The following is a 19,233-nucleotide window of genomic DNA, read 5'->3' as shown; positions in this document are numbered from 1 at the left end:
TCGTGACGAAGGTCTGGCGGGGACTCGGGGTGAACCCTGATTCTGTCCCGGATATCGGTGCTGACCTGGTGATTTTCTTGGGTGGGGGACGCAGTATGGATGGTGACGGATCGCGCGGACGGCGGTTCGGAGTACTAGGAGGCATGGAATGTTTTGGAAGATTCTCGGTGTCGTCGTCCTCGTGTGGATCGCGCTCGCGATTCTGGGCACGCTGATCAAGGCGCTGTTCCCGATTCTGGTGATCAGCGCGGTCATCTTCGGTCTGTACCTGGTGTACAAGGCCGTGTCGGGGTCGAAGGACAAGTCGCCGCTCGGCAAATTCTGACGCGACGAACAGTAGGAGACCGTCCACCTCGGATCGCCGGGGTGGACGGTCTTTTTCCGTAAGATCGCGGCATGGCTACTGCTGTCGCTGCCACCTCCTACGGTGGACCGGAAGTCTTGTCGCTCATCGACGTCGAGGTGCCCGAGCCGGGGCCGGGCGAGGTGACCATCGCGGTGCGTGCGGCCGGGGTGAATCCCTTCGACTACAAGGTGTACAGCGGTGCGTTCGGCACCGATCCGAGCAAACTGCCGCTCCGGCTCGGGCTGGAGGTGTCCGGCGTGGTCACCGCGGTCGGCCCGGACGCGCAGGGTCCGGCGGGCCCGATCGCGGTGGGGGACGAGGTGATCGCGCAGGTGTCCGGCGGTTACGCCACCGCGGTGAACGCCCGCGCGCAGAGCGTGGTGCCCAAGCCCGCCGATGTGGATTGGAAGCAGGGCGCGGGTGTGCTCAGCGTCGGCGGCACCGCCGTGCACATGCTTGTCGCGACCGGAGTCGGGCCGGGGGACACCGTGCTCGTGCACGGTGCCGCGGGCAGTGTCGGCGCACTGGCTGCGCAGTTGGCGGTGCAGCGCGGCGCGACGGTGATCGGCACCGCCTCGGCGAGCCGCCACGAACGCCTGCGCTCCTACGGCGTCGAGCCGGTCGAGTACGGCCCGGGTCTCGCCGATCGTGTGAAGACGTTGGCCCCCAACGGTATCGACGCCGCCCTCGACACCGTCGGCACGGACGAGGCGGTCGACGTCTCCCTCGAACTGGTCGCCGATCGCAGCCGCATCGCCAGCATCGTCGCCTTCGGCCGCGCGGCCACCGACGGTTTTAAGGTGCTGGGCATGGGCCCCGGCGCGGATCCGGGCACCGAGATTCGCGGCAATGCCTGGCGGGAACTGCTGGAGCCCTTGGCCACCGGCAAGTTGGACCTGGTCATCGCCAAGACCTTCCCCCTGGCCGAGGCGTCCGCGGCGCACGAGTTCGTCCGCGACGGTCACGCGGGCGGCAAGGTGATCCTGCTGCCCTGATTCGGGCCGATTGATTTATCGAAACGTCCCATATGAGTGCCGCGCACGGCATATGTTGTTGCCCACAACATATGCCGTGTGTGCGGTCGCAACCCAGTGATCCGCCGCCTGAAAGGTCACCCTGATGAGGACGAAAAGCGCGCTCCCGCCGAAGAAGTCCGGACGCCGACGGATTGTCGTCGCCGCGGCGCTGGCGCTATCCGGTTTGCTCACCATCACCGCCTGCGGATCCAACTCCAGCAGTGGCGGTTCTTCTTCGACCAGCGAGTCCGCGGGCGGCGGAGGCGGCGGTGGTGCGAATGGCACGGTCGGGGTGATCCTCCCCGAGACCGCCACCTCGGCTCGCTGGGAATCCTTCGACAAGCCGCTGATCAAGAAGGCGCTCAACGACGCCGGTTTCGACGCCGACGTGCAGAACGCCCAGGGCGATGTCCAGAAGTTCTCCACCCTCGCCGACGGCATGATCGCCAAGGGCGTGAAGGTCCTGCTCATCGCCTCGATCAATAGCGAGGTCGGCAGCGCGGTGGCGGCCAAGGCCAAGAAGGCCGGCATCCCGACCATCGACTACGACCGCCTCAACCTCGGCGGATCCTCGGACTACTACGTGTCTTTCGACAATGTGAAGGTCGGCGCGCTACAGGGCCAGGGCCTGGCCACCGCGCTCAAGGACAAGCCGGGCGCGCAGGTCGTCGAGATCGAGGGCGCGCCCACCGACAACAACGCGACCCTGTTCCACCAGGGCCAGGAGACCGTCCTGCAGCCGCTGTACGACTCGGGCGCTTTGAAATTGGTGCGCAGCCAGGCCATCGACGACTGGAACAACCAGAAGGGCGGCACCACCTTCGAACAGATCCTCACCGGCAATGGCGGCAAGGTCGACGGTGTGGTCGCGGCCAATGACGGCCTCGCGGGCGCGGTGATCACCGTGCTGAAGAAGAACGGCCTCAATGGCAAGGTCCCGGTGACCGGTCAGGACGCCACGGTCGATGGATTGAAGGCCATCCTGCGCGGCGATCAGTACATGACGGTCTTCAAGCCGATCAAGGACGAGGCCGAGAACGCCGCGAAGCTGGCCGTGGCCCTGGCCAAGGGTGACAAGGCGAGCGCGGACGCGCTGGCGACCGCCTCGAGTCAGGACCCCAAGGGCAAGCGGGATGTGAAATCGGTACTGCTGGAACCGCATTTGATCACCAAGTCCGAGGTCAAGCAGGTCATCGACTCCGGGTTCGTGAAGGCCTCCGACGTCTGCTCCGGCGACGTGAAGCAGGCCTGCACCGATCTCGGCATCTCCTGAGGGTAGGAACATGAGTGAGCCGCTGCTCCAGATCACCGGCCTGAACAAGAGTTTCGGACCGGTGCACGTGCTGCACGACGTGGACCTCACCGTGCCGGCGGGAGAGGTCACCGCACTCGTCGGCGACAATGGCGCGGGCAAATCCACGCTGGTGAAATGTGTTGCCGGAATCCACGCCGCCGACTCCGGCGAGGTGCGTTTCCGGGGTGAACCCGTCCACCTGCATGGTGCCAGGGACGCGGCGGCGCTCGGCATCGAGGTCGTCTACCAGGATCTGGCCCTGGCCGACAATCTCGACATCGTGGCCAATATGTTCCTCGGCCGGGAGCGCGGAAAGCCGTGGCTGCTGGACGAGGCGAGCATGGAGGAGGCGGCGCGGCGCACCCTGGCCTCGTTGGGGGTGCGCACCGTGAAATCGGTGCGCACCCCGGTCGCAGCTCTCTCCGGTGGGCAGCGCCAGACCGTGGCGATCGCGAAAGCGGTGCTGTGGAACAGCAATCTGGTGTTGCTCGACGAGCCGACCGCGGCGCTCGGCGTCGCCCAGACCCGGCAGGTGCTGGATCTGGTGCGGCGGCTGGCCGAACAGGGGCTGGGCGTGGTGTTGATCAGCCACAACCTGGCCGACGTGTTCGAGGTCGCCGATCGCATCGCGGTGCTGTACCTGGGGCGGATGGCGGCGCAGGTGCGCACCGCGGACGTGACCACCGGGCAGGTGGTGGAGTTGATCACCGCGGGGCGCTCGGGTGATCTGGGCTTGGCGCGGCCGGAGGCCGTGGCGCTGTGAGTGAGAAAGCCTGTGAGTGAGAAAGCCACTGATATGACCAATGTTTCGGAAGCGGCGACCACCGAACAGGGTTCCGCCATCACCGACTTCGGCATCGACACCACGACGCTGTCGACGCGAGAAGCCCTGCGCGACTATGTGGCCCGGCTGCGAGGCGGCGAAATCGGTTCGCTGCCAGCGATTCTCGGGTTGATCGTGCTGGTGGTGCTGTTCTCGCTGATGTCGGATGTGTTCTTCTCGCTCAACAACATCGCGAATCTGCTCGCGCAGGGCGCCGGTCAGACGATCATCGCGATCGGCATCGTGTTCGTGCTGTTGATCGGTGAGATCGACCTGTCCGCGGGTACGGCCTCCGGTGTGGCCGCGGCCGTGCTGGCCCTGCACTTCGTCGACGATGGAAACCTGTTGAACGGCATGGGATCCACCGTGTTCTACATCTTCATCGCGCTGATGGTGCTGGCCACGGTGTTGGCGGGGCTGCTGCGAATCTGGCCGGGCGTGGCCTTCTCGCTGCTGGGGCTGCTGCTGGTGGTGGTGGGTTTTCATGCCAATCCGTGGGTCGAGATGCTGTTGGCGGTGTGCGTGGGCGCGGCCATCGGGTCGATCACCGGGTTCCTGATCGCCAAGATCGGCATGCCGTCGTTCGTGGTGACGCTGGCGCTGTTCCTGGCCTGGCAGGGCGTGATCCTGCAGCTCATCGGTGAGGGCGGGGTGCTGGGCATCAGCTCCTCGCACGTGCTCAACGAGGTGGCCAATGGGAATCTGTCGACCGCGGGCAGTTGGGTGCTGTGCGTGGTGGCCGCGGGCGGGTATGCCGCGGTCACCCTCGGCGGGCATGTGTTGCGCAGGCGTCGTGGACTGGTGACCTCGCCGACGCCACTGGTGATCGCGAAGGTGGCGGCCATGGTGGTCTTCGCCATCGTGGTGACGGCGCTGCTCACCGTGAATCGCTCGCCGAGCAAGCTGATCGTCATTTCCGGTGTGCCGTACGTGGTTCCGATCGTGCTGGTGCTGCTGGTGGCGGGCACCTACGTGCTCACCCGCACCACCTACGGGCGGCACCTGTACGCGGTCGGCGGCAATGTGGAGGCGGCGCGGCGCGCGGGCATCAACGTAACCCAGTTGCGGGCCAGCGTTTTCGTCATCAGCTCCTCGTGCGCGGCGGTCGGCGCGATCGTCTACTCCTCGAAGGTCGGCTCGGTCGACCCGCAGGCGGGCGGGCTCAATACGCTGCTGTTCGCGGTCGGCGCGGCGGTGATCGGCGGCACGTCGCTGTTCGGCGGACGGGGCCGGGTCGCCGACGCGGTGATCGGTGGCGCGGTGCTGGCGGTCGTCTCGAATGGCCTTGGCCTGCTGCAACAACCGGCGGCGGTGGTCTCCATCGTGACCGGTTTGGTGCTGCTGCTGGCCGCGACGGTCGACGCGATCTCGCGACGCCGCGTGGCAATTGCGGGCCATTGAGCCGGGCAATGGTAGAAACCGGTCCATGACCGTCGCCCGACCGGACGAGGTGCGCCGGTTCAACCGTTCCAGCCTCCTACGGCTGCTGCACACCGGAGGCCCCGCCACCCGGGCGGCGCTGGCGGCCGAGCTCGGATTGAACCGGTCCACCATCAAAATGCTCGTCGACGGCCTGGCCGAGGACGGGGTGGTCGAGGAGAAGGTCCCGCGCCTGGCGCGCGGGGCCGGCCGGCCGTCACTGCTGGTGCTGCCGCAACCGCAGGCGGCGGTGGTGTTGGCGGTGGATGTGCAGGTCGAGCACGCGGGGATCGCGCTGGTGGGTTTCGGCGGGCAGATCCTGGGGCGCAACAGCTGGAATCTGCGTGGGCGGCAACGGGACCCGGACGAGGTGATCACCCACGTCGCCGAATCGGCGGCGCTGCTGGCGGCGGATCTGGATCTGCGGCCGGTGGCGGCGGGGGTGTGCGTGCCGGGGGTGGTGCGGCGCGCCGACGGGCTGGTGCATACGGCCGCGAATCTGTCCTGGGGTGAGGTGGCGTTGGGGCAGCGGTTGCGGGCGGTGCTGGATCTGCCGGTCGTGGTCGGCAATGACGCCGAATTCGGTGCGCTCGCAGAGCATGTCAGGGGTGCGGGGCGGGGGTCGGACGACGCGGTGTTCGTCTCCGCGGATGTCGGGGTCGGCGGTGGGTTGATCGCGCAGGGGGCGCTCTTGCGGGGGTCCGCGGGCTATCTCGGCGAGATCGGGCACATGACCGTGCGGCCCGGCGGGCGAATCTGCCACTGCGGCAACGAAGGGTGCTGGGAGACCGAGGTCGGGGAGGCGGCGCTGTGTCGGGCGCTGGGTATGCCGGAACACGGGCCGCGCGGGGCGATCGTCGCCGAACTGCGTGAGCTGCACGGTGATTGGGAAATTCACCTGCGCGAATACCTGGACTGGCTGACGCTCGGACTGGTGAATGTCGTGAACATCCTCGGCCCGGAGCTGGTCGTGCTCGGTGACCTGTTCACCGCCCTGCCCGACGGTGCGGTGACCCGCGTGCGCGATGACGTGCGCCGGCGCAGCATGGTCAGTCGCGCCATGGGCGGCGTGCGGATCGAGAAGTCCAGTCTGGGAGCCGATTTGAAACTGCTCGGCGCGGCCGAGGCCGCATTCGAGAATGTGCTGGCCATGCTGTGAGCATCCGGTGCGCGGTTGGTGTTGAATTCAGGCATGGAGCAGCTCCCCGAGGACTGGCAGCGCGGCATCGTGATCGTCGCGCATCCCGATGACATCGAATACGGTGCGGCGGCCGCGGTCGCGCGCTGGACGCGGCAGGGCAAGGATATTCGCTACGTGCTGGTCAGCAGTGGCGAGGCCGGGATCGCGGGGCTGGCGCCCGCTGAGGCCGGGCCGCTGCGTGAGGACGAGGAGCGGGCCTCCGCCAAGATCGTCGGCGTCAGCGAGGTCGAATTCCTCGGCCATCCCGACGGCCGCATCGAGGAATCCCTGGCCCTGCGCCGCGATCTGGCCGCCGCCATTCGCCGCCATCGCCCGGAAATGGTGGTGCTGTTCAACTTCGGCGACACCTGGGCCCGCGGCTACGCCAACTCCGCCGATCACCGCGCCGTCGGCCGCGCCGCGTTGGACGCCGTCTCCGACGCGGGCAACGAATGGATCCACCCCGAACTCGCCGACCTCCCGCCCTGGTCCGCCCGCTGGGCCGCCGTCTGCGGCGTCACCGACGCCAGCCACGCCGTCGACGTCACCGACACCTTCGAAGTCGGCGTCGAATCCCTGACCGCCCACCGCCGCTACCTCGAGGCCCTGAGCCCCGACCCCGTCGAAGCCCAGGCCCGCGCCGTCCTCGAAACGACCACCGGCCCCAAGCCAGGCTTCCCCGCCGCCCACGCCGTCGCCTTCGAGCTCTACCACTTCGCCGGCTGAGCCCGCTCGCGGCGTTCTCTCCCACGCGGAACTCCGCGCACAGAGCTGTCCGTAGAGTCGCGCACAACTCTGTGCGCAGCTCGCGCGTCCTGGATTCGTTTGCGCCGGTTCGTCCTTGGCCCCGTAGGTGACTCCCCGCGCCGGTGGTGTCGCCAGGCCCGCGCCTCGCCCCGAGCTCGCGTGGACGGAGCTCACCGAAGCGGCGAGCAAGATCATGGAGCATTCGTGGCGGGAATGTGTCCGATTCGCCGCGATGGGAGCTCCCTGATCTTGGTGGTGGGGTGTCAAGGTCGGTAGGTGGGGGAGTGGTCGGGGGAGTGTGGCAAGGTGGCGGGCGTGCGAGTAGCTGTTGTGGCAGGGCCGGATCCGGGGCATGCGTTCCCGGCTATTGCGTTGTGTGAGCGACTGCTGGCGGCCGGGGACGAGCCGGTGTTGTTCACCAGTCCGCGGTGGTTCGAGGCCGCGCGGGGGGTGGGGATCGGGGTGCGGCGGCTCAAGGGGCTCGCGCCGCGTGCCGAGGATGATGATGAGGACGCGGGAGCGAGGATTCATCAACGGGCCGCGCACATTTCGAGCGAGATCCTGCCGGAGATGAGTGCGATGTTGCCCGAGTTGGTGGTGTCGGATGTGCTCACCGCCGGGGGCGGAATGGCCGCCGAGCGGTTGAAGCTGCCGTGGGTGGAGCTTTCCCCGCATCCGCTGTACCTCCCCTCGAAGGGGTTGCCGCCCATTGGAAGCGGGCTCGCGATCGGCGAGGGCGTGCGGGGCCGCGCCCGGGATTCGGTGCTGCGCGGCCTGACCTCGCGTGCGATTCGCCGCGGCGAACTGCAGCGCGCGCAGGCGCGCGCGAGCGTCGGTCTGCCGCCGCAGGATCCGGGACCGACCGCCCGGTTGGTCGCCACCCTGCCCGCCCTCGAGGTGCCGCGCCCGGACTGGCCCGACAACGCGCACCTGGTCGGCCCGCTGCTCTGGGAGCCCACCGACCACATCCTGGACCTGCCGCCGGGTGACGAGCCGCTGGTCATGGTCGCCCCCTCCACCGCGCAAACCGGCACCGCCGGCCTCGCCGACCTCGCCCTCGAAGCCCTGGAGGGCGCGGGCGTCCGCGTCGCCATCTCCACCCTCGACACCCCGCCCGCCGACCTTCCCGCCTGGGCCACAGCCGGTTTGGGCCGCCAGGACGAGCTGCTGCGCCACGCCGCGGTCGTCATCGGCGGCGGCGGCCACGGCCTGCTCGCCAAAACCCTCCTCGCGGGCGTACCCATCGTCACCGTCCCAGGCGGCGGCGACCAGTGGGAACTCGCCAATCGCGCCGCCCGCCAAGGCAGTTCGATCCTGGTCCGCCCCGCCACCCCCGAGGCCCTGCGCGACGCCGTCAAACGCATCCTCGACGACCCCTCCTACACCGATGCCGCCCGCTCCGCCGCCACCGGCATCTCCGTGGTCACCGACCCGGTCGAGGTCTGCCACGCCGCGGTCGAATCGCCCGACCCCGCCTGACCTGTCCGCTTCGTGCCGGTCGGCGCGGGCCGCGGCGGTCGGGGTTGGCCGGGCCGTCCGAGATTGGCGTAGGCTCGCCGCCGTGCGATTGACGGAGTTCCAGGAGTTGTTGCATACCGAATTCGGAACGGCACGCGGTGACGTGCTGCTGAAAGATCATGTGCTGCCGACCATGGGCAAGACGGGCGCGCAGGCGATCGAGTCCGGGGTGGATCCCCGGGACGTGTGGCGTGCGCTGTGCGCGGAATTCGATGTGCCCAAGTCGCGGTGGTGACGCGCCCGCGAGGGTGACGAATTGCGCTGAGCCGCCCCGGGTTCGGGGTCAGTCCGAGTGTGTCTTCTTCGCGTAGTGGCGGGTGGCCTTGGCGCGGTTGCCGCAGGCCGCCATGGAGTGCCAGCGGCGGGTGCCGTTCTTCGAGGTGTCGAGGAAGAACAGGACGCAGTTGGGGTGGGCGCATTGTTTGATGCGCTCGGGGGTGCCGGCCAGCAGGTGTAGGAGGTTGTCGGCGGCCAGCCAGCCGGGGAGGTGCGCCGGGTCGGCGACCTCGGGGAGCGAGGCCGGACCGGTCGGGGTGAGGGCGCGGCGGACGCGGCCGTGGGCGAGTACGGCATTGAGGTCGTCGGCGGTATCGCCCTTGACGGCGCGCAGGATGGCTTCACGGGCGGTGATCAGGGCTTGCCGGGTGGGCTCGTCGGCAGGCAGATCGAGGTCGTTGTCGGCGAGCCACTGCCGGACGCCGGGCACGTCGGTGAGCAGGTCCTGGCGGCCTTCGGTCGAAATCCAGCGGGTATTGAGCAGGTCCAGGGCTAGCGGTTCACCGAGGTGGGGGCGTGGATTCGGCACGCCTGAGGGTAACCGCCGGGGTGCTGTCATCTGGTTCGCGACTCCCTTCTAACCGGTGAAAGTCACTATAGGGGTTGACTGCGGTTGGTCTGCGCCGCTACTTTCTAACCTGTCAAACATTCAATAACGGTTATATCTTCCGAAGGGGTCCCTCATGACCGCACCCGTTCTCGCCACCGGGCATATCGGCCTCAATGTCACCGATCTCGACCGGTCGGTCGCGTTCTATCGGCGCGCCCTCGGTTTCGAACAGCTCGGCGCGGGCGGCGAGGGGGCGCACCGCTTCGCCTTCCTCGGCCGTGACGGGAAATTGCAGGTCACCCTGTGGCAGCAGAGCGACGGCGAGTTCTCGGTGAAAACACCCGGCCTGCACCACCTTTCGTTTCAGGTGGACACCATCGATCAGGTGCGGGAAGTGGAATCGGTGCTGAAGGAGTTGGAGGTGTCCTTCGCGCACGACGGTGTCGTCGCCCACGGTGAGGGTGCGTCTTCGGGTGGCATCTTCTTCATCGATCCGGACGGGATTCGACTCGAGGTCTACGCACCCAGCGGTGCCGAGCACGCGCCCGCCCCGAGCGGCGCGGCACCCACCTGCGGGTTCTTCTGAGCCGAGATACCGGTGTCCGTAAGGGAATTCGTGTGAATGGCAGCTCGATGCGCAGCATCTTTCATGCCGGTGAGCTGGCCGTGCAGCGGCGCTTGGGCCAGGCGCACATCGCCGAACGCGTGGGCCGCATGATTCGGCCCGACATTCCGGCCCCCGCCGCGCAATTCCTGGCCGAGCAGCCCATGGTCGTGGTGGCGGCGGCCGATGACGACGGGCGGATGTGGGCGAGCCAATTGATCGGGCCGCCGGGGTTCGCGCGTGCCATCGGCGATCGGGCCATCGCGGTCGACGCGGTGCCGGTCGCCGGTGATCCGCTGGCCGAACCACTTTGTGGCACAAGGCATCTCGGCATGCTCGCGATTCAGCCGCAGCTGCTGCGGCGGATGCGGGTCAATGGCATTGCCGAGCCGACCGCCACCGGCCTGCGGATCACCACCGACCAGGTGTATTCGAACTGCCCGAAATACATCTCCCGGCGCAGCATCGAGGAGTGGGTGCCGGGCGGAACAGCGGAGGTCCGGCGCTCCAGAGCGCTCGATGGTGCGCAGCGGCGGCTGGTCTCGGCCGCCGACGCCTTCTTCGTCGCCTCGGCCGACCCCTCGGGCAATGCCGATGCCTCCCATCGCGGCGGCAATCCCGGCTTCCTTCAGGTCCTCTCGCCGACCCGGCTGCGCTGGCCCGACTACCGCGGCAACTCCATGTTCATGACCCTCGGCAATATCGCCGCCAACCCGCACTGCGGACTGCTGATCCCGGACTGGCGCACCGGCGTCACCCTCCAGCTCACCGGAACAGCCGAAATATCCTGGAACGAAACCACATTCACCGCCGGTGCCCAGTGCTCCATCGATTTCACCCTCACCGAGGTCGTCGAGATCTCGGGCGGCACACCGCTGCGGTGGGGTGTCCCCGAACTCTCACCGGTCAACCCCTGACCCATCGCTTCTCGAAAGGCTCCCGATGCGTCCACCCCTGCCCCCGTTCGACCTGGACTCCGCCAAGGCGAAGGTCCGCGCCGCCGAAAACGCCTGGAACACCCGCGATCCCGAAACCGTCGCCCAGGCGTACACCGAGGATTCGGTCTGGCGCAATCGCGATGAGTTTCTCACCGGCCGCGCGGAGATCATCGATTTCTTGAAACGCAAGTGGGCCAAGGAGAACGGCTACGCCCTGCGCAAGGAGCTGTGGGGCTTCCGTGAGAACCGCATGGCCGTTCGCTTCCAGTACGAATGGCATGACGACAACGGCCAATGGCATCGCAGCTACGGCAACGAACTCTGGGAATTCGCGCCCGACGGCCGCATGTCCCGCCGCGAGGCCAGCATCAACGACATCCCCATAGCCGAGGAAGAGCGCCGCATCTTCGGCCCCCGCACCCCCGAAGAGGACACCGCACCCCTTCCCCTGCACTAGCAACAAGATCAGGGAGCTCCCGGTGCGGTGAATTCGGGCGAATTCCTCGCTGAGAGCTCCCTGATCTTTCAGGCGAGATGGGCGGGTTCCGGTGTGGGGGCGGGGGCCGCGGGGGTGGTGCGGTCGGATCGGGAATAGAGGGTGAAGACCAGTGTGCCCGCCAGGATTCCGATTACACCGGCCGTGATGGTCGCCGAGTTCAGGCCGTCGATGAAGCCGTGGGTGGGCGTCTTGCCCGAGCCCGCGTTGCGGAAGACGGTGCCCAGCACGGCCACTCCCAAGGCCAGGCCCAGCTGCCGCGCCGTATTGATCGCACCGGCCGCGGTGCCACTCTGATGTGGCGGGACCGCAGCCAGGCCGACCGCCACCAGCGGCGGAGCCATGACCCCGACACCGACGCCGATCACCAGGTAGCCGGGAATCGTAGCGGCCCAGGACGATCCGGTGTCGATGATGGTCAGCAGCGCGCTGCCCGCGCCGATCAGCGTGAGGCCGCCGCCGATGGTCCATTTCGGTGCGACGTCGTGCAGCAGTCGGCCGAAGACGCCCGAGACCAGGAACGCGCACACCGACAGCGGGAGCATGGACAGTCCGGCCCGCAGCGGGCTCAGGTGCAGGTACTGCTGCAGCCACAGTGACAGCAGGGGACTGCTAGAGAAAGCGGCGAAACTCATTCCGGCAGCTGCGATCAGCGTGGCGGTGAAGCCCGCGCCGCGCAGCAGGGGCAGCGGCAACATCGGTGCCGCGCTGCGGGATTCGATGACGATGAACGTCACCAGCGCTAGCGCGCCGCCGATCAGCGCCACCGCGGCACCGCGATCGCCCCAGCCGTGCTCACCCGCGCGAATGATGCCGTAGGTGGCGGCGGTCGCGGCGAGGGTGAAGCTCAGCATGCCGGCGAAGTCCACACGGCGGTCCGCGCGCCGCGGCGACGGTCCGAAAGCCATGGCGGACAGGATGATCGCGACGACCGCGATCGGCAGGTTGACGAAGAAGATCCACCGCCACGACAGCAGATCGGTCAGCACGCCGCCCAGCACCACACCGACACCGGCGGCCGCACCCGACACCGCGCCCCACGCGCTGAACGCGATGCCGCGATCACGGCCGGTGTAGGTGGCGTGCAGCAGCGACAGCGTCGTCGCCAGCATGGCCGCACCGCCGATGCCCTGCGCCGCGCGCGCCGCCACCAGCACGCCCGCCGACCCGGCCACCCCGCAACCGAGGCTGGCCGCGGCGAACAGTGCCAGGCCGATCAGATAGGTGGGTTTCGCGCCGAAGCGGTCGGCCAGCGAGCCGAGCATGAGCAGCAGGGCGGCCAGGGCGAGGGCGTAACCGTCGATGACCCACTGCAATCCGGACAGGCCCGTGCCGAGGTCGGCCGCGATGTCGGGCAGGGCGACATTCACGATGGTGACGTCGATGAGCAGCATGAACGAGCCCAGGCAGGCCGCGAGCAAGGGGAGCCATTTCCGCATGGGAACCTCCAGAAGTACGAGCGATTTCGTCACCTAGACTGGTGGGGAACGCTGGTATCCCATAGCCGCACCGCCTCTCGCGAAGGATTCCTCCCATGGATGGCGAAAATCTGGACGAATCCTCCGTCCTGGACACGCTCGACAAGCAGATCATCCACGGCCTGGTCACCGACGCCCGCATCCCGTTCGCCCGGCTCGGGGCCATCCTCGACGTCTCCGAGCAAACGGTCGCGCGGCGTTACCGGTCGCTGCGGCGGCGCGGCATGCTGCACGTCGCCGGTCAGGTGAATACGGTGCCGCTCGGGCGCACCCGATGGATTCTGCGCATCAAGACCGCGCCCAGCCGGGCGGTCGCATTGGCCGAGGCCCTGGCCCGGCAGCCCGATGTGAGCTGGGTTTCCTTGCTGTCCAACGGATTCGAAGTGAGCTGTGTGTGTCGGCCGCGGTCGGTGGAGCGGCAGGAGGAACTGCTGCTGCGCATGATCCCGCGGGCCAGTCAGGTCTTGGAGTTGACCGTGCACGAGGTGATGCGGCAGTTTCCGTTCGAGGAGGAATGGCCGCGCTACAGCTACCTGCTCACCCCGGAGCAACTGCGCCAACTCGGCCCGCGCCCGCCCATGTGGGAGCCGCGCGGACCGGAGCGGGCGGTCGAGCTGACGCGCGAGGACGAAGTGATGCTGGCGATCCTGGCACGTGACGGACGGGCCTCCTACGCGCAGATCGCGACCGCCACCGGGTGGAGCGCGAGCCGGGTGGCGCGGCGCATGAGCGAGCTGGTCGAGTCCGGGGTGCTGTACTTCGATCTCGACTTCGCCTTGGAGCGAATGGGTTACACGGGACGGGCCATGCTGTGGATGCGGGTGCGGCCCGGCGATCTGGAGGCGGTCGGGAAGGCCATCGCCACTCATCCGGAGGCCGCCTATGTCGCGGCGACGACCGGGACGGCGAATCTGACCGTCTCGCTGGTGTGCCATGACACCGCGCACATGTACCGCTACGTCACCGAATCGCTGGGCGTGCTGCCGGGGATCAACGATGTCCAGGTCCTGTCCGCGCTGCGGATGTTCAAGCAGTCGCAGACGCTGATCGACGATCGAAAGGTCGCGGTCGTGCCCTGAGGGTTCGGGTGCTTGCCGCGGATTTGCCACCAGGTCTTTCGCGTGTCGTTCAGCGCGTCGCTTGCGTCGAACACTTGTTCGTCTAAGCTCGTCGTCGGAACTTGTCGGTGCCTCCCTCTAACGTGGGCGCCAACCACAGCACGTGACACCCGTTGAGAAGGGGAACTGACGATGGCACCTCCGGCTTTCGATCGTGACAAGGCCCTCGATCTGGCGTTGGCGCAGATCGAGAAGAGCTTCGGCAAGGGCGCGCTCATGCGTCTGGGAGAAGAGGCGCGCCAGCCGATCTCGGTGATTCCGACCGGATCGATCTCGCTGGATGTCGCCCTCGGCATCGGCGGCCTGCCGCGCGGGCGCATTGTCGAGGTCTACGGTCCGGAGTCCTCCGGTAAGACCACCGTCGCCCTGCACGCGGTCGCCAATGCGCAGGCCGCGGGCGGTGTCGCGGCGTTCATCGACGCCGAGCACGCGCTGGATCCGGAGTACGCCCGCAAGCTGGGCGTCGACACCGACGCGCTGCTGGTCTCCCAGCCCGACACCGGTGAGCAGGCGCTCGAAATCGCCGACATGCTGGTGCGTTCCGGCGCCATCGACATCATCGTCATCGACTCCGTCGCCGCCCTGGTGCCGCGCGCCGAGATCGAGGGCGAGATGGGTGACAGCCACGTCGGTCTGCAGGCCCGCCTCATGAGCCAGGCGCTGCGCAAGATGACCTCGGCGCTGAACAATTCGGGCACCACCGCCATCTTCATCAACCAGCTGCGCGAGAAGATCGGCGTCATGTTCGGCTCGCCGGAGACCACCACCGGTGGTAAGGCGCTGAAGTTCTACGCCTCGGTCCGCCTGGACGTGCGCCGCATCGAGACGCTGAAGGACGGTTCCGACGCGGTCGGCAACCGCACCCGCGTCAAGGTCGTCAAGAACAAGGTCTCGCCGCCGTTCAAGCAGGCCGAGTTCGACATTCTCTACGGCGTCGGCATCTCCAAGGAGGGCTCGATCATCGACATGGGTGTCGAGCAGGGCTTCATCCGCAAGTCCGGCTCCTGGTACACCTACGAGGGCGATCAGCTCGGCCAGGGCAAGGAGAACGCCCGCAAGTTCCTCCTCGAGAACACCGATGTCCGCGACGAGATCGAGAAGAAGATCAAGGAAAAGCTCGGCATCGGCGCGGACGTCACCGCCGAAGAGGCCCCCGCCGACTTCTGATCGATTCCTGATCGATGACCCCTCGGGATCCCGAAGGGCCCCGGCCTGATTCGCCGGGGCCCACCCCCCGCCTGGACGCGGTAGAACGCCTCCGCCGCCAATTGGAGTCCCGCTCCACCAACCGCGCCGCGCCTTCCCGGCCCCGCGCCTCCAACCCAGGTCAGGACCTCTACGGTCCCACCTCGGACCCGACTCACGACCTCTTCGGCCGGAGTTCCGCCGACCCTTACACATCCGGCACCGGTACCTGGAACTACGGCCCATCGGGCTATTCCACCGCCCCCCACCAGTTTTCCGTCGACAACGACCACTCGACCTGGCGCACAACCAACCAGTCCGCAGTCCTCGACACCCCACCGAGCGACCTCGACGAGCCGTCGGACCCCCACTCCGGTGAAAGCGCCCAGTCCCCCAATCCAGCCAACCCCCGCCGTCCGCCCACCGGGCGACGTCGCGCGCCGGGGCAGTGGCGAGAGGAAGCGCCCACTACCCCCGGCCCCGACGAAGCACCCAACCCCGATCCCTCCGGCCACTCCTACCCGGCCACAACCGCGGATCTGGCGGACCCGCACGGCTCGAACAGCTCTGCCACAGCGCAAATCTCGCCGACCGCTACCCGGGAGGAGAAGCTGCGCGCGGCTCGTGCCGCGCTGGCCGCGGCGACTGCGGCTGCTGCCGACGTCAGCGGGGTCGAGCGAAATAGGCGCGGGGAGCGAAAGAATCGCACGGCGGATGGAGGAGATCCGGCCGCTGGGGGAGCCGCGGGGAACACCGATACGGGATGGGACAACACTGACCCGGCGGGCGCAGCCGATACGTCCAACGGGGCGGACTGGTGTGGTGCCGGGGAGACCATCGCACCGAGCGCTACGCGCGAGGAGAAGCTGCGGGCGGCTCGTGTGGCGCTGGCCGCGGCGACTGCGGCCGCTGATGCAGGCGAAGCTGGGCAGAGTGAGCGCGGGGAGCGGAAGGGCCGCGCGGCACGCGAGAGAAGTCGGCGTCGGGATCGGAGCGATGGGGGAGCCGCGGGGGTTGTCCGTGGCGGGTTGGGCGGAGCTGACGGGGTCGGCGACGACTACATGGTCGGCGGGGCCGAGTGGTCTGGCACCGGGGCGGATTGGCGTGGTGTTGAAGGGGCTGCTGCGGATTTCAGGGGACGTGGGGGGAAGCCATTCGCCGAGGGGGCGAGCGGCGATCTTGGGGAGGAGGGCGCGAGTCGGGGTGGGGTGCGTGGGCGGAGGGGGCGTCGGCGCGGGGGGAACGCGGATTCCGGTGGGGGGTTGCCGGAATCGGGGGCACTGGTGGGTGGCGGCACTGAGGCGCAGGCCAAAGAAGTGTGCTTGCGGCTGTTGGCGGATCGGGCCAGGAGTCGGTTCGAGTTGGCGGATCGGTTGGCGGACAAGGGGTTCAGTGCGGGGGTGGCGAAGCGGGCGTTGGATCGGTTGGCCGAGGTTGGGCTGATCGATGATGCGGCGTTCGCGCAGCAGTGGGTGCACTCGCGGCACACCTATGCGGGCAAGGGGAAGAAGGTGCTCGCGGAGGAGTTGCGGCGCAAGGGGATTGCGCCGGAACATGCCGAACCCGCGCTGGAATCGGTGACGGCGGCCGACGAGCGTGACCGAGCCGCCGAGCTGGTCCGCCGCAAATTGCCCTCGCTCTCCCCGGATCTCGACCGCGACAAAGCCATCCGCCGCCTCGTAGCCATGCTGGCTCGCCGCGGCTACAACCCTGCCACCGCCTACGAGGTCGTCACCTCCGCCCTCCCCCCAACCCACCGCATCGAACCCGCCGACCTGCAGTCCAGCGACCGCTCCGGTGCCAGTACCGAAGACGGATCGACCACCGGTCGCCTGCCCACTGATTCCGGTCCAGCTCGCGGACGCCGCACCGGTGCCGCGCCGCGACCCGAATCGCCCACCGACGATGCCGAATCCGCAGCCGAACTGGTCCGCGCCAAACTTCGAACCCTGTCACCGACACTCGACCGCGCCACCGCCACCCGCCGCCTAGTGGCCATGCTGGCCCGCCGCGGCTACACCTCCGCCACCGCCTACGCCGCGGTGTCAGCGGAACTGACCGCATGGGCTGAGGCCGAGCAACCGTCACTGGGCAGGGGTTCGGCGTTGAGCCGTCGCGCTCGGGTGACGGCGGGGCGTGAGTTCGATTCAGATCCCGGTCCGGGAGCTGTGGACGCGGAGGACTCCGCCCTGGACGAGAATCACGCCGTGGGCACACCGGATTCGCCGTCGCTCGATGACGACCGCGAGCGAGCCGCCGACCTTGTCCGCACAAAACTTCGCAGCCTCCCCCGAGACCTGGACCGGGAGAAGACCATCCGCCGTCTGGTAGGCCTCCTGGCTCGCCGCGGCTTCACCCAATCCCTGGCCTACTCGGTGGTGAAAGACGAAATGGCTTGTGCCGCGCGGGAAGATGGCTGACAGAACCCGGGGTGGGGCCGGAACGGGTTCGGGGTGCCGCCGTGCGACCGTCTCGGTGGTGCGGCGCAGGCGTGACTGACCCGGGATGCGGTGGGTGAGAGGCTGTTTCGGGTATTCGAGCGGGGAGTTGAATGATGCCGACCGGGCGGATGCATTCGCTCGGGCGTATGACCTTGCCGTCGGCTGAGTGTCGGTGGGGGGTCGTACGGTGAGGTCATGGCATTGACATTGAAGGAACGACAGGAGTTTTTGGCTCAACCCCATATCGGTGCGCTTGCGGTGGCCGTGGGGAACGGGCGGGCGCCGCTCAATGTGCCTATTTGGTATCAGTATTCGCCGGGGGGTGAGTTGTGGGTGGTGACCGGGGCGGGGTCGAAGAAGGCTCGGGCGTTGGAGGAGGCGGGGCGGTTCAGCATCATGGCGCAGGTTTTGACGCCGTCGGTGCGGTATGTGACGGCGGAGGGGCCGGTGGTGCGGATAGAGCCCATGACCGATGAGGGGCCCGTGCGGGAGATGGCCGAGCGGTATCTTCCGGCGGACAAGGTGGATGGCTATTTGAAGTTCGCCGAGTCGTTGGGGGAGCAGGTCGTGGTGTTCATGCGGCCCGAGCAGTGGCTCTCGGCCGATATGGGCACGGTGTAAGGATCTAGTGCCACTTGAACTCGAGTGTGATCAGCGCGGCCGCCAGCCCGAGGGCGAGCGCGGCCGCGCCCCAGATCGGGCCACGGCGCTGACCCCAGGGCAGCAGGTGGTCCACGGAATAGTGGCCGGGGCCCGCGAAGGCCAGCGTCAGGGCGGCGATGGCGAACAAGAGGGCGCTTTCGTAGCCCATGAGACCGTGATGCCAGGTCGCGTTCATGGCATTGGTCATGCTCCCGACAATGATCGCCGCGCCCAGCGGGGTGAGCAGTCCGAGCAGTAGCAGTGTGCCGCCGGTGAATTCGCACAGTCCGGCCAGCGTGCCGAACAGCTTTCCCGGGTGATAGCCGAGCTTGTCGAAGCCCGCGATGGTCTTGTGCCAACCCGGCCCATTGAACCAGCCGAACAGTTTCTGGCTCCCGTGCACAAACAGCAGCCCGCCGAAAAACACCCGCAAGACCAGCAGCCCCATGTCGGCGGCACCGGAATCGGTGCTCTCTCCCCGCTTGATAGAGCGCCTATCGCTGATATTGGTGGTCATCGCATCTCGCTCCGGTTGATAAGCAACCTCTAGCTCCCACCCTGTAAGCAGATACGACACGGCCCCCTCCCCGGTTCAATCCTCTTTCAAAACACGCAGGTAGCGGGCCCGATACCAGCACTGAGCCAGCAACAACGCCGGGAAGGCCACCCGCCAGGTACCACCCGGCGCAGGACGGGTCAGCGACCGCAGCGTCAGCCGCACCGCGTCACCGTCGCGATGCAGGACAAAGGCCTCCTCGCCGGACACCGGATGGCCGGGAAGCGTGCCGTAGGAGAACCCGACGCGCATCGCGGTCTCCACGACCTCGACGACTCGAACCGGTTCTCGAACCGTGATCGGCCCCCACCCCGCGGTGATCCGGAAGTTCGCGCCGGGAGTCACCCGCAGATCGGCGTCATCGAGAACCGAGCCCGCTTCGTCCAGAGCTGCGACACGAAAACCGCTGCGCCGCTTGACACCCCAGCGCAGTACCTCCGCACCGAGCCGTTCCCAGCAATCATCTCCCCGACCGACCACCACGGTCCGCTCGAACCGCCGGAACCCCGGGACCGCGCCCGCCCACACCGTCTCACCCGGTTCGGTCGCCCCTGGCACGTCATAACTGAATTCCGCCGTCGTCGGAGATCCATCCACGAGCCTCAC

The 19,233-nt window shown here is 68.1% G+C and carries 20 protein-coding genes and 1 pseudogene; 17 read left to right on the top strand and 4 right to left on the bottom strand.

Annotation, left to right across the window (positions count from 1 at the left end; genetic code table 11):
- Window positions 1-148 precede the first annotated feature (148 nt).
- The 9 genes from VMT65_RS14065 (at window position 149) to VMT65_RS14025 (ending at window position 8,578) form a co-directional block, all read left to right on the top strand.
- Window positions 149-325 (top strand): hypothetical protein, encoded by a 177-nt coding sequence (locus VMT65_RS14065; protein WP_326308628.1) that lies wholly within the window; start codon window positions 149-151, stop codon window positions 323-325.
- Between the two features lie 71 nt (window positions 326-396).
- Complete coding sequence (locus VMT65_RS14060; RefSeq protein WP_326308627.1) at window positions 397-1,341, top strand: quinone oxidoreductase family protein; 945 nt, start codon at window positions 397-399, stop codon at window positions 1,339-1,341.
- Between the two features lie 124 nt (window positions 1,342-1,465).
- A complete protein-coding gene (locus tag VMT65_RS14055) occupies window positions 1,466-2,635 on the top strand; it encodes a sugar ABC transporter substrate-binding protein (protein ID WP_326308626.1) in 1,170 nt (389 codons plus the stop codon).
- A 10-nt stretch (window positions 2,636-2,645) separates the two neighbouring features.
- Window positions 2,646-3,419, top strand: coding sequence for an ATP-binding cassette domain-containing protein (locus VMT65_RS14050; protein ID WP_326308624.1), 774 nt, complete (start codon window positions 2,646-2,648; stop codon window positions 3,417-3,419).
- A gap of 33 nt (window positions 3,420-3,452) precedes the next feature.
- Window positions 3,453-4,880 carry a sugar ABC transporter permease gene (locus VMT65_RS14045; RefSeq protein ID WP_326308623.1) on the top strand — a complete coding sequence of 476 codons (1,428 nt, stop codon included), beginning with the start codon at window positions 3,453-3,455 and terminating at the stop codon, window positions 4,878-4,880.
- Between the two features lie 25 nt (window positions 4,881-4,905).
- A complete protein-coding gene (locus VMT65_RS14040) occupies window positions 4,906-6,057 on the top strand; it encodes an ROK family protein (RefSeq protein WP_326308622.1) in 1,152 nt (383 codons plus the stop codon).
- Window positions 6,058-6,090: 33 nt separating this feature from the next.
- The gene (locus VMT65_RS14035; RefSeq protein ID WP_326308620.1) at window positions 6,091-6,804 is read left to right on the top strand and encodes a PIG-L deacetylase family protein; all 714 of its coding nucleotides are present in this window, start codon (window positions 6,091-6,093) and stop codon (window positions 6,802-6,804) included.
- A gap of 336 nt (window positions 6,805-7,140) precedes the next feature.
- The gene (locus tag VMT65_RS14030) at window positions 7,141-8,304 is read left to right on the top strand and encodes a glycosyltransferase (RefSeq protein WP_326308618.1); all 1,164 of its coding nucleotides are present in this window, start codon (window positions 7,141-7,143) and stop codon (window positions 8,302-8,304) included.
- A gap of 82 nt (window positions 8,305-8,386) precedes the next feature.
- The gene (locus VMT65_RS14025; protein WP_326308616.1) at window positions 8,387-8,578 is read left to right on the top strand and encodes a DUF3046 domain-containing protein; all 192 of its coding nucleotides are present in this window, start codon (window positions 8,387-8,389) and stop codon (window positions 8,576-8,578) included.
- A gap of 48 nt (window positions 8,579-8,626) precedes the next feature.
- Here the strand turns inward: VMT65_RS14025 and VMT65_RS14020 are convergent, their stop codons facing one another.
- Window positions 8,627-9,148 (bottom strand): CGNR zinc finger domain-containing protein, encoded by a 522-nt coding sequence (locus VMT65_RS14020; protein ID WP_326308615.1) that lies wholly within the window; start codon window positions 9,146-9,148, stop codon window positions 8,627-8,629.
- A 154-nt stretch (window positions 9,149-9,302) separates the two neighbouring features.
- Here VMT65_RS14020 and VMT65_RS14015 point away from each other — a divergent pair, with 154 nt between their 5' ends.
- The 3 genes from VMT65_RS14015 to VMT65_RS14005 are packed head-to-tail and all read left to right on the top strand — an operon-like array spanning window position 9,303 to window position 11,168.
- The gene (locus tag VMT65_RS14015) at window positions 9,303-9,755 is read left to right on the top strand and encodes a VOC family protein (RefSeq protein ID WP_326308614.1); all 453 of its coding nucleotides are present in this window, start codon (window positions 9,303-9,305) and stop codon (window positions 9,753-9,755) included.
- 47 nt (window positions 9,756-9,802) lie between these two features.
- The gene (locus tag VMT65_RS14010; protein WP_326309173.1) at window positions 9,803-10,690 is read left to right on the top strand and encodes a pyridoxamine 5'-phosphate oxidase family protein; all 888 of its coding nucleotides are present in this window, start codon (window positions 9,803-9,805) and stop codon (window positions 10,688-10,690) included.
- Between the two features lie 25 nt (window positions 10,691-10,715).
- Window positions 10,716-11,168, top strand: a complete 453-nt coding sequence (locus VMT65_RS14005; RefSeq protein WP_326308613.1) for a nuclear transport factor 2 family protein — start codon at window positions 10,716-10,718, stop codon at window positions 11,166-11,168.
- A gap of 68 nt (window positions 11,169-11,236) precedes the next feature.
- Here the strand turns inward: VMT65_RS14005 and VMT65_RS14000 are convergent, their stop codons facing one another.
- Complete coding sequence (locus tag VMT65_RS14000; RefSeq protein WP_326308612.1) at window positions 11,237-12,646, bottom strand: MFS transporter; 1,410 nt, start codon at window positions 12,644-12,646, stop codon at window positions 11,237-11,239.
- Between the two features lie 95 nt (window positions 12,647-12,741).
- Here VMT65_RS14000 and VMT65_RS13995 point away from each other — a divergent pair, with 95 nt between their 5' ends.
- The 5 genes and pseudogenes from VMT65_RS13995 (at window position 12,742) to VMT65_RS13980 (ending at window position 18,050) form a co-directional block, all read left to right on the top strand.
- A complete protein-coding gene (locus VMT65_RS13995) occupies window positions 12,742-13,764 on the top strand; it encodes an Lrp/AsnC family transcriptional regulator (protein WP_326308611.1) in 1,023 nt (340 codons plus the stop codon).
- Window positions 13,765-13,935: 171 nt separating this feature from the next.
- Window positions 13,936-14,970 carry a recombinase RecA gene (gene recA / locus VMT65_RS13990; protein WP_326308609.1) on the top strand — a complete coding sequence of 345 codons (1,035 nt, stop codon included), beginning with the start codon at window positions 13,936-13,938 and terminating at the stop codon, window positions 14,968-14,970.
- Between the two features lie 1,280 nt (window positions 14,971-16,250).
- Window positions 16,251-16,799: pseudogene (recX, locus tag VMT65_RS38440) on the top strand (recombination regulator RecX); the annotation flags it as partial.
- A 186-nt stretch (window positions 16,800-16,985) separates the two neighbouring features.
- Entirely contained in the window at window positions 16,986-17,408 is a 423-nt protein-coding gene (locus tag VMT65_RS38435) for a hypothetical protein (protein WP_442790247.1), read from the top strand.
- Window positions 17,409-17,624: 216 nt separating this feature from the next.
- Window positions 17,625-18,050 (top strand): pyridoxamine 5'-phosphate oxidase family protein, encoded by a 426-nt coding sequence (locus tag VMT65_RS13980; protein WP_326308606.1) that lies wholly within the window; start codon window positions 17,625-17,627, stop codon window positions 18,048-18,050.
- Between the two features lie 4 nt (window positions 18,051-18,054).
- Here the strand turns inward: VMT65_RS13980 and VMT65_RS13975 are convergent, their stop codons facing one another.
- Together VMT65_RS13975 and VMT65_RS13970 are read right to left on the bottom strand one after the other, a co-directional pair.
- Window positions 18,055-18,588, bottom strand: coding sequence for a DoxX family protein (locus VMT65_RS13975; RefSeq protein WP_326308605.1), 534 nt, complete (start codon window positions 18,586-18,588; stop codon window positions 18,055-18,057).
- Between the two features lie 75 nt (window positions 18,589-18,663).
- Entirely contained in the window at window positions 18,664-19,224 is a 561-nt protein-coding gene (locus VMT65_RS13970; protein WP_326308603.1) for a DUF1990 family protein, read from the bottom strand.
- Window positions 19,225-19,233: the final 9 nt, after the last annotated feature.

Source organism: Nocardia sp. CDC153 (assembly GCF_035818515.1).
Lineage (GTDB): Bacteria > Actinomycetota > Actinomycetes > Mycobacteriales > Mycobacteriaceae > Nocardia.
This window is presented reverse-complemented; position numbering and strand designations above follow the sequence as displayed.